12 protein-coding genes and 2 tRNA genes are annotated in these 14,330 nt (G+C 67.5%); 6 read left to right on the forward strand and 8 right to left on the reverse strand.

Going from position 1 to position 14,330, the window contains the following annotated elements; genetic code table 11:
• Positions 1-162 precede the first annotated feature (162 nt).
• The 6 genes from B161_RS17050 to B161_RS0106220 all read right to left on the reverse strand — a co-directional run bounded on the left by B161_RS17050 (position 163) and on the right by B161_RS0106220 (position 6,278).
• Positions 163-1,443, reverse strand: coding sequence for an FtsX-like permease family protein (locus B161_RS17050; protein ID WP_018632499.1), 1,281 nt, complete (start codon positions 1,441-1,443; stop codon positions 163-165).
• A complete protein-coding gene (locus tag B161_RS0106195; protein WP_018632500.1) occupies positions 1,440-2,129 on the reverse strand; it encodes an ABC transporter ATP-binding protein in 690 nt (229 codons plus the stop codon). The genes B161_RS17050 and B161_RS0106195 overlap by 4 nt, the downstream gene beginning before the upstream one ends.
• Entirely contained in the window at positions 2,126-2,566 is a 441-nt protein-coding gene (locus B161_RS0106200; protein ID WP_026310230.1) for a hypothetical protein, read from the reverse strand. The genes B161_RS0106195 and B161_RS0106200 overlap by 4 nt, the downstream gene beginning before the upstream one ends.
• 97 nt (positions 2,567-2,663) lie before the next feature.
• A complete protein-coding gene (locus B161_RS0106205) occupies positions 2,664-4,178 on the reverse strand; it encodes an alkaline phosphatase (protein WP_018632502.1) in 1,515 nt (504 codons plus the stop codon).
• Between the two features lie 877 nt (positions 4,179-5,055).
• A tRNA-Arg gene (locus B161_RS0106215) sits at positions 5,056-5,131 on the reverse strand.
• Positions 5,132-5,213: 82 nt separating this feature from the next.
• The gene (locus tag B161_RS0106220; protein ID WP_026310231.1) at positions 5,214-6,278 is read right to left on the reverse strand and encodes a divergent polysaccharide deacetylase family protein; all 1,065 of its coding nucleotides are present in this window, start codon (positions 6,276-6,278) and stop codon (positions 5,214-5,216) included.
• A 134-nt stretch (positions 6,279-6,412) separates the two neighbouring features.
• Between B161_RS0106220 and B161_RS0106225 the strand changes: the two genes are divergently transcribed.
• The 6 genes from B161_RS0106225 to B161_RS0106250 all read left to right on the forward strand — a co-directional run bounded on the left by B161_RS0106225 (position 6,413) and on the right by B161_RS0106250 (position 11,999).
• On the forward strand, positions 6,413-6,988 hold the full coding sequence (locus B161_RS0106225) for an anthranilate synthase component II (RefSeq protein ID WP_026310232.1): 576 nt from the start codon (positions 6,413-6,415) through the stop codon (positions 6,986-6,988).
• On the forward strand, positions 6,985-8,058 hold the full coding sequence (trpD, locus tag B161_RS0106230) for an anthranilate phosphoribosyltransferase (protein WP_018632505.1): 1,074 nt from the start codon (positions 6,985-6,987) through the stop codon (positions 8,056-8,058). Before B161_RS0106225 ends, trpD begins: the two co-directional genes overlap by 4 nt.
• A gap of 87 nt (positions 8,059-8,145) precedes the next feature.
• The gene (gene cysK, locus B161_RS0106235; protein WP_018632506.1) at positions 8,146-9,102 is read left to right on the forward strand and encodes a cysteine synthase A; all 957 of its coding nucleotides are present in this window, start codon (positions 8,146-8,148) and stop codon (positions 9,100-9,102) included.
• Positions 9,103-9,108: 6 nt separating this feature from the next.
• Positions 9,109-9,867, forward strand: a complete 759-nt coding sequence (locus tag B161_RS0106240) for a HesA/MoeB/ThiF family protein (protein WP_018632507.1) — start codon at positions 9,109-9,111, stop codon at positions 9,865-9,867.
• A 227-nt stretch (positions 9,868-10,094) separates the two neighbouring features.
• On the forward strand, positions 10,095-11,810 hold the full coding sequence (locus B161_RS0106245; protein ID WP_018632508.1) for a SulP family inorganic anion transporter: 1,716 nt from the start codon (positions 10,095-10,097) through the stop codon (positions 11,808-11,810).
• A gap of 103 nt (positions 11,811-11,913) precedes the next feature.
• A tRNA-Tyr gene (locus B161_RS0106250) sits at positions 11,914-11,999 on the forward strand.
• A gap of 261 nt (positions 12,000-12,260) precedes the next feature.
• Here B161_RS0106250 and B161_RS0106255 read toward each other — a convergent pair.
• Together B161_RS0106255 and B161_RS0106260 are read right to left on the reverse strand one after the other, a co-directional pair.
• On the reverse strand, positions 12,261-13,814 hold the full coding sequence (locus tag B161_RS0106255) for an alanine/glycine:cation symporter family protein (protein ID WP_026310234.1): 1,554 nt from the start codon (positions 13,812-13,814) through the stop codon (positions 12,261-12,263).
• Positions 13,815-13,828: 14 nt separating this feature from the next.
• Positions 13,829-14,266, reverse strand: a complete 438-nt coding sequence (locus B161_RS0106260; protein ID WP_018632510.1) for a universal stress protein — start codon at positions 14,264-14,266, stop codon at positions 13,829-13,831.
• Positions 14,267-14,330: the final 64 nt, after the last annotated feature.

The raw sequence follows: 14,330 nt of genomic DNA on the forward strand, positions 1-14,330 counted from the left end.
TGGAGCCTCCGACCGGTCTGAATCGACCGGGGAACGCTCCAGAGCGCGCCCTCGATGGAGCGCGCGATGCTTGGCGACGCTCCGGGAGCCTCGGAAGGCCCCTGCGCCGCAGGCGTCAGCATCGCGCGGCCTCCGGGCGGGCGCAAGCGGGAAGGGGAGATCTCAGCGCAGCGCCTCGACGGAGGATCTGCGATAGACGCGCCAGGCGGTCGGCAGGGCCATGAGCAGGGCGGCGGCGGCCAGCAACCCGACGCCTCCGACCTCGCGCCAGCCCGGTTGCGCGACGAAGGCGATTCCGGTCGCCCGGCCGATCGCCCCCGAAGCGAGGGCCGAGAGCCCCCAGCCCAGCGCCAGCCCCAGAACCGCCCCCGCGACCACCATGACCGCGACGTAAAGCCAGACGGTCAGCAGCACGAAGCCCGCCGGAGCCCCGAGCGCCCGCAGCATGGCGAAGCGCCTGCGCTGGAGGTCCAGCACGGCGAGCAATCCGGCGAGGATCGCCGCCGCCACCAGAATCTGCGCCGTCAGGATCAGAGCCGACATGATCCGCGTCGCGCCGCCCATGACCTCGTAGAGATCAAGCAGAGCCTCGGCGGGGAAAAAGGCCGTGGATTCCGCCGTCCGATAGCGCGCCCTCAGGCCATAGGCCGCCGGAACGCTCTCCGGGCGCATGACGATCGCCGGGACGCCCGGCAGACGCGCCGCGTCCCAAGGCGGGCCGATCCGCTCTGCGCCTGAGGCTTGGCCGTCGCCGAGGCCGTGGGTCGTCCAGACGTATTCCACCGGCACCACCACCGCCCGATCCCAAGGCGTGCCCGTGGGGCGCATCCGCCCCACCACCGCGATGGAGCCATGGGAATCGACATCCGCATGGTCATGGCCATGGTCTTCGTCGCCGTGCTCATGGTCATGGTCGTCGTGGTCTTCATAGGCGTCGGCGTCGAGACCCCCGCCGAGGCTGTCCGCGTCGCCATGGCGGATCTCCAGAGCGCCGCCCGGCCCGACCGCCACGAGAGCCCCGACCACCGCTTCCTCCTGCGCCGCGAAGAGCCGTCCCTCCGCCAATCCGCCGCTCAGATGCTCGACGAAGGCGGCGCTGGTCCCGATCACAGGAGAGCCCGCCGCCTGATCGCCGAAGGCCAGAGGCGCCGCGAAGACCGCGTCCGGATCGTTCAGAGCCTTGGCCGTCGCCTCGGGAGTCAGAAGCTCCACGGCGGAGGGCCGCAGAAAGACCGTCGAGAGCAGCAGATCCGTCCGGCCGCCCGGCGCGGCCACGATGAGGTCGAATTTATCCGCCGCCCGCGCCGAGCCTTGCCGCAAGGCGCGCTCCTGCGCCCCGACGGCCACGCCCAAGGCCGCCGCCAATGCGATCAGGCCGATGAAGAGCAGGACGGTGAAGGGATTGCGCGCGAGGCTCGCGCGAAGGATGGGAAAGGGATTCATGACAACTCCGCCTCCGCGCCGCGCCTCAGGGAAAGCCGCCGGTCCGCCAGAGCGATCAGCGCCGGATCATGGCTGGAGACGATCACCGTGCGGCCCTCTTCGTCGGCGAGGGCGCGCAGCCTGCGGGCGACCTCCGCGCCGGAGGCGGCGTCGAGGCTGGCGGTGGGCTCGTCGGCGAAGAGCGCGGCGGGCTGAGGCAGCAGCGCCCGCGCGAGCGCCACGCGCTGTTGTTCGCCGCGCGAGAGCAGGGCGGTGCGGCTGCGCGCGGGAACGCCGAGATCCTCCAGAAGCTCAAGGGCGCGTCCCCGCAGAGGCCGCGCCGAGAACCGCGAGAACCAGACCGTGGAGAGGACGTTCTCCAGCGGAGAGAGTTCGGGAATGAGGTGAAAGTCCTGAAACACGAAGCCCGCGCGCTCGCGGCGCCAGCGGTCGCGGGCGGATTCCGAGAGGGGCGCGAGATCCAGACCGTCCCAGAGAATCCGGCCCTGCGTCGGCTGAGCCAGCCCCGCCAGAAGATGCAGCAGCGTGGATTTCCCCGAGCCCGAAGGCCCGGTCAGCGCGAGCATTCCGCCGGGCTCGACATCCAGCTCAGGGAGGAGGAGCAAAGGATCTCCGGGCTTCAGATCATGGCGCAGATTCTGAACCGAAAGCGCGGCGCCCGAGGCGCTCCGGAGGGGAGGGCTCATAATTTCTCGTAGCGCGCGCCGCGCAGCCGGATGAAGCTCATGAAGCCGGTGTCGGGATCGGTCTCGAAGCCGGTCTCGAAGACGCCGGTCGCGCGGATGAGGTCGGTGTAGCGGATGGGCTCGACGGGGCGGTCGGTCAGAGCCAGCACGATGTCGTCCGGCCATTGGGCTTCCGTCTCGCAGAAGGGGCAGGTCGACATGGGCAATTTGGTCAGCACGAAGAAGTCGATCTCCGGCTTCAGCGGCGGGGCCATATAGCCGATCATCCGCACCTCCCGTCCCGCCAGAGCCTTGGCTTTTTCGGTCAGCTCGCGGCCCCGGACGTAGAGATCGCGGAATTTCAGAGCCTCGGGCGCGGCCCAGGCGGCGCGCGGCGTCAACAGAGGCGCAAGAAGCGGCGTTGTGGCGGCGGCGAGGAGCAGGCGGCGGGTCAGCATGGCGAAAGCCTCCAATCTCGGAAGAGTCGAAACGGAGAGGCCGCCGGGAGGAATCTCCCGGCGGCCCATGTTCAGCGGAAGGCGATCACGACGCAGGTCATTGGGCGGCGGCCTGACGGGCCAGAGCGGCGCGGGTCGCGAGGCCCGTGGCGTGCTCCATCACGTGATAGACGAGGTTCTGCTCGACCACGCCGTGGAAGAGATGCGCCCAAGGGCCCTGAGCGAAGATCACGACGTCGTCGCCGGCGTGGGTCTCGCTCTCGCCCAGCGGGATCAGAGCCTGCTGAAGGAAGTCGACGTCCGTGGTGTCGACGTCGGTCAGGTCGGCGCGGGGCTCGTCGAGCTTGGCGCCGGGGCCGTTCTGATAGCCGAGGGTGGTGTAGGGCTTGCCGTCGTCGGCCTTTCCGGCGATCCCGAGGATCGGGTTGCCGCGCGTCGGATAGCCCGCGATGCTGAACACATGGCTGTGGTCAGCGGTGAGGATCACCAGAGTCTCCGCGGGATCGATCTTCTCGAAGACCGCTTCGACGGCCTCGGCCACCGCGATGGTGTCGGTCAGGGCGCGGGCGGCGTTGCCCGCGTGATGGGCGTGGTCGACGCGGCCGCCCTCGACCATCAGCACGTAACCTTCCTCGTTTTTGTCGAGGAGGTCGATAGCCTTGACGGCCATTTCGGCCAGCGAGGGCTCGCCGCCGGCGTCTTTCGCGCGGTCGGCTTCATATTGCATGTGCGAGCGGTTGAAGAGGCCGAAGGCGCGGTTCACGTTCGCCGGGTCGATGGCGTCGAAGCCTTCCTTGTTCCAGACGTAAACGCCGTCGTTATGACGGGCGGTCCATTCGCCGACGAGGTCGCGGCCGTCCTTGCGCGATCCGGTGCGGCCCTCGTCCTCGGGATCGGGCTGATCCACGGTCAGGAAGTTGCCGCGGCCGCCGCCGAAGATCACTTCGAAGCCGTCGCCCGCGGGCCAGTCGACGAGCTGCGCGGCGATGTCCTTGCAGCCGCCCGCCACGGCCTCCTCAGGAAGGTTCGCGTCGTTCTCCCAGTCGCGCCCGGCCACTTTGGCGTAGGTCGCGGCGGGGGTGGCGTGGGTGATGCGCGCCGTGGAGACGACGCCCGTCGCGAGGCCCGCCTGTTCGGCGAGTTCGAAAAGGGTGGTGACTTCGGCGCCCTTCTGGCTGGCGCAGTCGTTCAGCTTGATGTCCTGAGTCACGCCGATGGTGCCGTTCACCGACTTCACGCCCGAAACCAGAGCCGTGGCGGTCGGCGCCGAGTCGGCCACCTGTGAATCATGGGTGTAGGTCTTGGAGAGGGCGGTGTAGGGGAGCAGGCGCTCGAAGGAGAGCACGTTCGACTCGCCGTCGACGCCGCGCAACTGGCCTTCATGAATGCGCGAGGCGGTGATGGTCGGCACCGAGAGGCCGTCCACCACGAACAGCACGACGTTCTTCGCGCGGGCGACGTTCGGCTGGCTGGCGATCTTTTCGGCCAGCTGCGCCTGACCGGCGACGTAATAGCTGTCGGCGGTTTGCTGCACGGCGCTTTGAGCGCTCGCGGCGGAGGCCAGCGCCAGCGACGAAGCGCCGAGCGTCAGCAGGGTGATGATGCGGTTCATGACGTCCCCCGGAAAGGCTGTTTTGGGATCGAACGGGCGCGAGGCTAGGCCGGGCCTGTAACCTCGGCATGTCGGTTTCATGACGAATCTGTTGCAATCCGCTGCGGCCGCGCTGAAAAGCTCGGGCGCGCGGCCGCATGGCGGCAAGAAAAATTTGCGCCGCAGCAAGAAATCCGGAGTGGCCGTCCTTTGGCGTGAAACCGTCACAGAACGAAGGTTACGAAAGCCGGAAGCGCAATCCTTATGAGAGGACGCCATGGACGCCAGACCGCGATTCTTCGCTTATATGACGGGCTCGGAGGAGTATCCGGCTCTCTTCGCCGACCTGTTCGTCGAGCCTTTTGGACGGGATGGACGCTTCTGGACCGCGACGGTCTGGATGCAGGGCAACGCTTCGGAGACGCCTGACTTTCTCTCCGGTCCTTGCTGGAGCGCGGAGGCGGCCCTTCATTTGGGAAAACGCTGGCTCGACCAGCGCGTCAAGGAATCGGGCGTCCGGGGCGGCCGTCTTGTGCGCGAAGAGCCGTCTTCCTCAGCTTCGGAGGCCGCGCCGGAAGAGCGAAGCGGCCCGGAGTCTCTGCGGCGCGTCGGCTGACGCGCCGTTTCGCGCCGCCTTCGTCCGGCGGCTGAACTCCGCGCCCTTTTGCGGAGGCGCCTTCTTCATCGGCTTGCGCCCGCCGCGCGTCCGGCGGGGAGCGCGGGCCGCTTCGTTCTTCCGGCGCACAGATCCGCCCAAATCCCCTTCGCCGAAGCGGCCGGAGCTTCCGTCCATGCGCAAGCCCAAGGCCGCGCCTGGGCATCGCTCAGAATCGGCGGTGAAAACCTATGCGAGGAGCGCGGATCGGCGTCGGCTGGCGTCCTTGGGATCGTAAGATTATGGTGACCCCGACAGGACTCGAACCTGTAGCCTATCCCTTAGGAGGGGATCGCTCTATCCTTTGAGCTACGGGGCCCCGCTGCGGCCCGGAACGAAAACCCTCGCGCCGCAGGCTCTCGTGGTAGCCGCTCCTCGCGCCGGACGCAACCCCGACGGCCTCAATCTTCGCGAGGGGCTTCATGAGACGATTCATGAGCGGCCTCCGGCGCCGCGCTGCGCAGCCGCTTGATCACCGCGCTCGCCGGCGCCAGAGCCACAGGCGCCGCCTCCGCAGGGCCGCGCGACGCCAGCCAGCCGCGCAGAGCCTCCAGACTCTGAGGCGTCAAATCGCCCATCGCGATGGCCGTGCCCCAGACCGCCGCGCGTCCCTCCGCCTCCTCCAGCCGCCCGACCATGGCCTCGGCTCCTGCGCCCTCGTCGAAGCGCAGGGCCACGTCGCCCGCCGGAGTCCCCATGCGCCGCGCCGCCGCGCCCGCCAGACTTTCGGGATGCGCCCGCGAATCGATGAACAAAGCGCCCGCCTTGCGGATCTCCGACATGGCGGCCTCCATCAGCTTGAGGTCGCGCGTGACCTGTTCGCCGCCCACGCCGAGCACGCCCACCGCCGAAGGCGCTTGTCCGAGCCGCCGCCGCAGACGCCGCAGATTCTCGTCGAGCGGCAGATTGGACATCAGCGCCCCGCCCGCCAGAACGCCCGGAGGATCGCGGTCGAAGGGCAGGGCGATCAGCCCCTCATGTCCGCCGCGCCGCAGGCCGGAGAGGCGCAGGTCGAGATTCTCCAGATGCGCCCCCACCGCGATGTTCAGAGGCCCTGGCAGGCGCATGGCCGCCGCCGTGAGCGAGGGGTCGCCGCCCTGATCCACGAGGATCACCGCCAGACTCGGGCGCGGGTCCGGTCCGAAGGGAACCGCGTTGCGGATCCAGAGCGCGTCCGGCGAGACGGGCGGAGCGGGGCGGTGAGGCGTTTCGGCGAGGGCGGCGGCCGGCGAGGGCGGCTTGATCGGGCTGCGGGCGGGCTCCGGCGCCCGTCCGTCGAGGACCAGAGCCCCGAGGGCGCCCGCTCCGAGGCCGAGGCTGATCAGCAGGGCGCCGAGCAGCGCCCAGGCGGGCGAGCGGGAGCGCTTGCGCCGTTTTGAACGCGGGGCCGCTTTGCCGGAGGGCTTGCGTGAGGCGCGCGCAGGGGCTTTTCGGGGAGGCTCGCCCGGAAGCTCGTCGACCGTCATTGCGCTTCCATCCCTTACCTGCGCGTCCTCGCGAGCCGGATGAAATCCGCCGCCGCGCTTGACGCCGAGCCCCCGCCTTCGCCATGTTGGGCCGCGCGCGCCGCTGCGCGCCTCTCGCCTTCAGGACGCCCGCCATGATCCTGCTGATCGATAATTACGACAGCTTTACTTACAATCTGGTTCACTATCTTGGAGAACTGGGAGCTGAGACCGACGTCCGGCGCAATGATTCGCTGAACGTCAACGAGGCGCTCGCGCTGGGGCCGAAGGCCATCGTCCTTTCGCCCGGTCCCTGCGATCCCGACGACGCGGGCATCTGCCTCGATCTGGTGAAGGCCGCCGCGCCTCATGTGCCGATCCTCGGGGTCTGCCTCGGACATGAAGCCATCGGGCAGGTCTACGGCGGCAAGATCGTGCGGGCGCCCTCGCCGATGCACGGCAAAGTCAGCCCGATCCGGCATAAGGGCGACCGGCTTTTCGAGGGATTGCCGCAGGATTTCCTCGCCACGCGCTATCACAGCCTGATCGTCGACCGCGAGAGCCTGCCCGAAGAGCTTGAAGTCACCGCCGAGACCGCCGACGGAATCGTCATGGCCGTCTCCCATAAGACCCATAACGTGCATGGGGTGCAGTTCCATCCCGAGAGCATCGCCTCCGAGCACGGCAAGGAGATCCTGATGAACTTCCTGCGCATGGCCAAAGCCCAATGAGCGCCGAGACTCCTTCGCCTGAGGCCCCGTCCCCTGAGACCATCGCCGAATTCCGCGCTCTGATCGCCAAGGCCGTCGAGGGCGAGCTGCCGCACGCCGACGCTCTGCGGGCTTTCGGCATCCTCATGTCGGGCGGCGCGACGCAATCTCAGGTGGGGGCCTTTCTGATGGCCCTCCGGATGCGCAGCGAGTCCTTCGACGAGATCGCCGCCGCCGCCCAGTCCATGCGCGAGCGCATGCTGCGGATTCAGGCGCCTGAGGGCGCCATCGACATCGTGGGCACCGGAGGAGACGGCCGCAAGACGCTGAACATCTCCACGGCGGCGGCCTTCATCGCGGCGGGCGCCGGGGTTCCGGTGGCCAAGCACGGCAATCGCGCGGTCTCCTCGATGTCGGGCGCCGCCGACGCTCTGAGCCTGCTCGGAATCGACCTCAACGCCAAGCCCGGGACCATCGAGCGCGCTTTGCGCGAAGCCCGGATCGGCTTCATGATGGCGCCCAACCATCACAGCGCCATGCGCCATGTGATGCCCGCGCGCCGCGAGATGGGCGTGCGCACCATCTTCAACATCCTCGGGCCTTTGACCAATCCGGCGGCGGTCAAGCGGCAGCTCAGCGGCAGCTTCTCGCCGCATCTGCTGCTCTCCATGGCCGAGACCTTGCGGAGCTTCGGCTCCGAACGCGCATGGCTGGTCCATGGCGGCGACGGCACGGACGAGATCTCCATCTCCGCCGACACCGAGGTCGTGGCGCTGGAGGAGGACGGCGAAATCCGCCGCTTCACGGTCTCGCCCGCCGAGGCCGGGTTGGATTCCCACAGCTTCCTCTCGATCCGGGGCGGCTCGCCCGCCGAGAACGCCGCCGCCCTCGAAGCCGTGCTGAAAGGCGCCCGCAACGCCTATCGCGACGCGGCTTTGCTCAATGCGGCGGCGGCTCTGCTGGTCGCCGGGAAGGCGCAGGATCTGCGCGAGGGCGCGGCGCTCGGGGCGAAAAGCCTCGATTCCGGCGCGGCTCTGGAGGCTCTGGAGGCGTTGCGGCGCATCGCTCCGGCTCCGGCGCCCGCCGCTTAGGCGGCATAAGCATATCTCGAATCCTCGCGAGCGCCGGAGGCGGCGCTCTGTTAAAACGCGTGAAACGAACCTTCGCGGAGGAAGATCATGAGCGGTTTCACCAGCCGGGGCCGAATCTACGACGACGTCACCCAGACCATCGGCGCCACGCCTCTGGTGCGCCTCGCGCGCTTCGCCGAGGCCAAGGGCGCCAAAGGCGAGATCCTCGCCAAGCTGGAGTTCTTCAATCCGCTGGCCAGCGTCAAGGACCGCATCGGCGTGGCGCTGATCGACGCGCTGGAGGCTTCGGGCAAGCTCAAGCCGGGCGGGACCATCATCGAGCCGACGTCCGGCAACACCGGCATAGCTCTGGCCTTCGTGGCGGCGGCGCGGGGCTATCAGCTGATCCTGACCATGCCCGAGAGCATGTCCCTCGAACGCCGCAAGATGCTGGCGCTGCTCGGCGCGCGGCTGGAGCTGACGCCCGCCAGCGCGGGCATGCGCGGCGCCATCGCGCGGGCTCAGGAGCTGGAGAGCGAGATCCCCGGCGCGGTGATCCCGCAGCAATTCGAGAATCCCGCCAATCCGGCGATCCATCAGGCCACCACCGCAGAAGAGATCCTCGCGGACACCGGCGGCGATTTCGCGGCCTTCGTCGCGGGCGTGGGCACGGCGGGCACCATCGCGGGAGTCGGCCATGCGCTGAAGGCCAAGGGCCATCCGGCGAAGGTGATCGCCGTCGAGCCCGCCGACAGCCCGGTGCTCTCGGGCGGACAGCCCGGCTCGCATAAGATTCAGGGCATCGGCGCGGGCTTCCAGCCGGCGAATTACGATCCCGCCGTGGTGGACGAGGTGATTCAGGTCGCCAACGACGCCGCTTTTGAAAACGCGCGGCTCGTGGCGCGTCTGGAGGGCGTGCCGGTGGGCATTTCGGCGGGCGGCGCGCTTTGGGCGGCTTCGCAGGTGGCCTCGCGGCCGGAATACGCCGGAAAGCGCGTGGTGGTCATCATCCCGAGCTTCGCGGAGCGCTATCTCTCCACGGCGTTGTTCGAGGGGATCGGCTGATCCTTCATGGCGTGGACCGAATCCGATCTGGAGCGTCATGCGCGACATCTGGTCCTGCCGGATCTCGGCGGGCCGGGGGTGGGGCGCATCCGGGCGGCGAAGGTTCTGATTTTAGGCGCGGGGGGCCTCGGCTCCCCGCTGGCCTATTATCTGGCGGCGGCGGGCGTGGGGCGCATCGGGCTGTGCGACGACGATCATGTGGACCTCAGCAATCTGCAACGCCAGATCCTGCATTTCACCGCCGACGTCGGGCGCTCCAAGCTGGAGAGCGCCGCCGAAAAGCTGACGGCCCTGAATCCGGGCGTCGAGATCGCGCTCCATCCCGAGCGCCTGACGGAGGCGAACGCCGAAGCGATCCTCCGCGGTTCTGATCTTCTCTGCGACGGAACCGATAATTTCGAAACCCGCGCCTTAGCGAACCGCACCGCCGCGCGGCTGAGGATTCCTTTGGTCTCGGCGGCGATGGAGCGCTGGTCCGGCCAGATTTCGGTCTATCGGCCATGGCTCGGCGGACCTTGCGCCGCCTGCGTCTTTCCGACTCCGACCGCGCCGGGGCTGGCGCCGGATTGCGCGACAGGGGGCGTTCTGGGGCCTTTGCCGGGAGTCATGGGCTCGCTCATGGCGGTGGAGGCTCTGAAGCTGCTCTCCGGCGCGGGCGAGCCTCTGGACGGGCGCATGCTGCTCTACGACGGACTCGACGCCCGCATGCGGGTGGTGGGGCTCGCCAAGCGCCCCGATTGCCCGGTTTGTTCGGGGCTGGGTTGAGCGAATCGATTCGCGCGGGAGGCCCGCCGATTCGGGAGCGCGGCGCGAATCAAAAGGCGGACTGAGGCAGGTGGTCCGTATACGTCGCCGATTCTCTCAGGATTCCGCCCCCTTGGCGTCAAGGAATCCTCCCTTGAAAGGGGCGGACGCCTTGCATTTCCTCCGGCGCGGGCGTTAGCTGAGGCCGCGCGGCGCTCATCGCGCGTTTCAGATTTCGGATCTCCGCTATGCCCGGCTCTTCAGGCGCTTCCGCGCCCGCCCGCGCGCATCCGCGCGCGGAGCTCACCCCGCAACTCGTCACCTCTCTGCGCGAAGGCTACCGACTCGGCGATCTGCGCGCCGACGCTCTGTCCGGCCTCACAGTGGCCATCGTGGCCTTGCCCTTGTCGATGGCGCTGGCCATCGCTTCGGGCCTTCCGCCGGAGAACGGGCTTTACGCCGCCATCGTGGGGGGCTTCCTCATTTCGGCGCTGGGCGGCAGCCGCTATCAGATCGGCGGCCCGGCGGGAGCCTTCATTCCGCTGGTGGCGACCTGCGTCGCGGAGCATGGCGTGGACGGCCTTTTGCTGGCCACGGGCATGGCGGGCGTCTTTCTGACGATCATGGGGCTTTTGCGCTGGGGCTCTTATGTGAAATTCGTGCCTTATCCGGTGACGGTGGGCTTCACGGCGGGAATCGCGGTGGCGATCTTCGCCACTCAGCTGAAGGAATTGCTCGGCCTGACGCTCGACGGCCCCGAGCCCGCTCATTTCCTGCCCAAACTCGGCGTGTTGTACGAGGCCCTCCCCACGGTGAGCTTCGGCGCGGTGATGATCTCGGCGGCGACCATCGGGATCATCCTTGCGGTGCGGCGCTGGCGTCCGGGCTGGCCGGCCTTTCTGATCGGGGTGGTCGGGGCGACGCTGCTGGCGCAGATTTCGCCTTTCGAGGTCGCGACCATCGGCAGCCGTTTCGGCGAGTTGTCCGGAGGTTTGCCCGCGCCGCGCCTGCCGGAGATCTCCTTCGCGGCCATGCGGGACGTGCTGCCCGAGGCTCTGACCTTCACCCTGCTCGGCGCCATCGAGTCGCTGCTCTCGGCGACGGTGGCCGACGCCATGACGGGGCGTCGCCATCGCTCGAACATGGAGCTGGTGGCTCAGGGCGTCGCGAATATGGCGGCGGCGGTCTTCGGCGCGATGACCGTCACGGGGACCATCGCCCGCACGGCGGCCAATGTGCGCTCAGGCGCGCGGACGCCCATATCCGGGATGCTGCATGCGGCCTTCCTGCTGGCGATGCTGGCTCTGGCGGCCTCATGGCTGGCCTATGCGCCTTTGGCGGCTCTGGGCGGCGTGCTGGCGGTGGTGGCCTGGAACATGGCCGAGAAGCATGAATTCTCGGCTTTGCTGCGCAGTTCGGGTTCGGACGCGACGGTGCTGCTGACGACCTTCTTCACGACGGTGGTCTTCGATCTGACTTGGGGCATCCTCGTCGGCTTCTCGCTGAGCGCGCTGTTGTTCCTGAACCGCATGGCGGAATCGGCGCAGGTGGAGTCGCGGCCTCTGGAGGAGGCGCCGGGCTATGATCCTGCGGAGCGGACTCATCCGGATTTGGTGGTGCACCGGATCACGGGGGCTTTTTTCTTCGGCTCGGCGCAGAGCGTCGGGACGGTTCTGGATCGGATGGGGGATCCGCGGCGGGCGGTGATCTACGACGTCTCGGCTCTGCGCGAGATGGATTCCAGCGCGGCGCACACCTTGGTCGAGGCGGCTCTGAAGGCGCAGCGACGGGGCAAAAGGGTGCTGGTGGCGGGAGCTTCCGCGGCGACTCAGCGGGCTTTGATGCGGGGCGGCCTCTCCTCCTCGGTCGCGAGCTACGCGCCGAGCGTGGAGGCTGCGGCGCGTCTGGCGCGTTCGGAGCTGGAGGAGGAATCCGCGGTCTCGCCGGATGAGAATTTAGGTTGAGGGGAAGAAGCTCCGCTTTGCTGTTGACAGCCTGCGGGGCGTCGCCTAAGAACGCGGCACGCAGCCGAAAGCCTTGCGACAGCGAGGCTCTGAGGCGAGCGCCGGAAGGGTGGCTGAGCGGTCAAAAGCAACGGACTGTAAATCCGTCGGGGTAACCCTACACAGGTTCGAATCCTGTCCCTTCCACCAAATTTCCTCTGCCCGACATTGGCTGAAGACGGAGATTTGGAGAGCGCGAAAATCGCTCCGCAGCGCGATATGAAGAATCGCTGAAAACGACGCCACACCGGAAGATTTTCACCTAACTCCGCTTCCGGCGCGCAAATCCGCAGATTTAGATTGCGGCCTTCCGAGTTTAGATTCGCCGCTTCCGAGTTCGATGGTTCTTCCTGTCGCGTCGCGGCCGCGCTCGCGGCGGGGCGCCTTTCGACGCCTCGCCGCGATCGCCTCTTACTTGAAGCGCTTGATCTCGCCGGATTTCAGACGGGCGAAATAGCTGACCATCTCCGCCTTCACCACCGGCATCAGAATATAAAGGCCGACGATGTTGACCAGACCCATCGCGAAGATCGCGGCGTCCGAGAAATCGACCACCGGCCCCAGATTCATCGCCGCGCCGATGATCACGAAGAGGCAGAAGAGCAGCTTGAAGCTGATCTCCTGAGCTTTCCCCTCGCCAAACATATAGGTCCAGGCCTTCAGCCCGTAATAGGACCAGGACAGCATCGTGGAGAAGGCGAAGAGAATCACCGCGACCGCCAAAACATAGGGGAACCAGGAGATCGTCGACCCAAAGGCCGCCGAGGTCAGCTGCACGCCTCCGGCGTCTCCGGTCGTCGCGATGCGGCCGAGTTCGGCGTTCCAGACATAGCGTCCGGTCTCAGGGTCGATTTGCAGCACGCCGGTGATGATGATCACGAGCGCGGTCATGGTGCAGATCACCACCGTGTCGATGAGAGGCTCCAGCAGAGAGACGAAGCCCTCGGTGATCGGCTCCTTGGTGCGCACGGCGGAATGGGCGATGGCCGCCGAGCCGACGCCCGCCTCGTTCGAGAAGGCCGCCCGGCGCAGACCCTGAATCAGCGCGCCGACCATGCCGCCCGCGATTCCGAGATCGGTGAAGGCGCCGGCGAAGATCTGGCCGAAGGCCCAGCCGATCTTGTCGTAGTTCATCAGCACGATGATCAGGCCCGCGCCGCAATACAGCACGCCCATGAAAGGCACGACCTTCTCAGTCACCTGAGCGATGGACTTCAGGCCGCCGACGATCACCGCGAAGACGATGGCGGCGAAGATCACGCCGGTGATCCAGCCCGGATAATCGCCGACGATTCCGGCGATCTGGGCGTGGGCCTGATTGGCCTGAAACATATTGCCCCCGCCGAGGGAGCCGAGCACGCAGAAGATCGAGAACATGATCGCCATGAATTTTCCGAAGCCGGCGTAGCCGCGTTCGGCCAGCCCCTTCTTCAGATAATACATAGGACCGCCCGACACCGTGCCGTCGGGATATTCATTGCGGTATTTCACGCCGAGGGTGCATTCGGTGAATTTCGAAGCCATCCCCAGAAATCCGGCGAGGATCATCCAGAAGGTGGCGCCCGGTCCGCCGATGGACATGGCCACCGCCACGCCGGCGATGTTGCCCAGACCCACCGTGCCGGACAGCGCCGTGGCCAGAGCCTGAAAATGGCTGACCTCTCCCGCATCCTTGGGATCGGAGTATTTCCCCGAGACGAGCGCCAGCGCATGGCCGAAGGCGCGGATCTGCACGAAGGAGAAGTAAAAGGTGAAAATCAGCGCGGCGCCCAGCAGCCACAGCACGATCCAGGGGAAATTCGTGCCGGGAATGGAGGAGAAGATGAAATTGACGAAGGGCGCGGTGAATTTCTCGGCGACGGCGTTCACGCGCGCGTCGAAACTATCGGTTTGAGCGGTCTGAGCGACGGCGGCGGTCGCTGCGAAGCTCGCCGCCATCGCGACAGGAAAGATGGTGATCCTCATGGATTCGGGCCCTTTCACGGAACGATGACGGTGGGGACCGGCGCGATCTGCGCCAGAGCCAGCGGAACGGAGCCGAAAATCCGCGCCGCGATGGAGCTCGACCCCGCGCGCCCGACGAAGATGAGGGCGGCGTTCGTCTCTTTGGCGATGTCGACGATCAATTCCGGCACCGAGCCGTATCGCAGCTCGGCTTGAGCTTCGAGGCCGGCGGCCCGCACCTTCTCCACCGCCGGAGCGAGGATCGCCTCCTGAGCGCGAGCCATCTCCTTTTTGCGGCGGGCGTGGCGTTCGGCCAGCTCCTCCTGAGTGAGAAACGCATAGGGCGACCATTCGAGGATATGCGCCAAGACGAGCTTGGCCCCTCCTCTTTGCGCCCGCGAGATCGCATAAGAGAGGACGCGGTCTGAATCCGCGCCCCCTTCATATGCGACGACGAAGGTCTCTTGCGTCATGTCGGATTTCCTTTCCTGACGGTCCCAGGCCTTTGGCCTGAGGGCTTTGACGCCGGTCCGGTCG

It is taken from the genome of Neomegalonema perideroedes DSM 15528, assembly GCF_000374145.1.
Lineage (GTDB): Bacteria > Pseudomonadota > Alphaproteobacteria > Rhodobacterales > Rhodobacteraceae > Neomegalonema > Neomegalonema perideroedes.

Coding starts and splice junctions, on each gene's coding strand:
- B161_RS17050 (WP_018632499.1), bottom strand. CDS start 1,443: ATGAATCCCTTTCCCATCCTTCGCGCGAGCCTCGCGCGCAATCCCTTC.
- B161_RS0106195 (WP_018632500.1), bottom strand. CDS start 2,129: ATGAGCCCTCCCCTCCGGAGCGCCTCGGGCGCCGCGCTTTCGGTTCAG.
- B161_RS0106200 (WP_026310230.1), bottom strand. CDS start 2,566: ATGCTGACCCGCCGCCTGCTCCTCGCCGCCGCCACAACGCCGCTTCTT.
- B161_RS0106205 (WP_018632502.1), bottom strand. CDS start 4,178: ATGAACCGCATCATCACCCTGCTGACGCTCGGCGCTTCGTCGCTGGCG.
- B161_RS0106220 (WP_026310231.1), bottom strand. CDS start 6,278: ATGACGGTCGACGAGCTTCCGGGCGAGCCTCCCCGAAAAGCCCCTGCG.
- B161_RS0106225 (WP_026310232.1), top strand. CDS start 6,413: ATGATCCTGCTGATCGATAATTACGACAGCTTTACTTACAATCTGGTT.
- trpD (WP_018632505.1), top strand. CDS start 6,985: ATGAGCGCCGAGACTCCTTCGCCTGAGGCCCCGTCCCCTGAGACCATC.
- cysK (WP_018632506.1), top strand. CDS start 8,146: ATGAGCGGTTTCACCAGCCGGGGCCGAATCTACGACGACGTCACCCAG.
- B161_RS0106240 (WP_018632507.1), top strand. CDS start 9,109: ATGGCGTGGACCGAATCCGATCTGGAGCGTCATGCGCGACATCTGGTC.
- B161_RS0106245 (WP_018632508.1), top strand. CDS start 10,095: ATGCCCGGCTCTTCAGGCGCTTCCGCGCCCGCCCGCGCGCATCCGCGC.
- B161_RS0106255 (WP_026310234.1), bottom strand. CDS start 13,814: ATGAGGATCACCATCTTTCCTGTCGCGATGGCGGCGAGCTTCGCAGCG.
- B161_RS0106260 (WP_018632510.1), bottom strand. CDS start 14,266: ATGACGCAAGAGACCTTCGTCGTCGCATATGAAGGGGGCGCGGATTCA.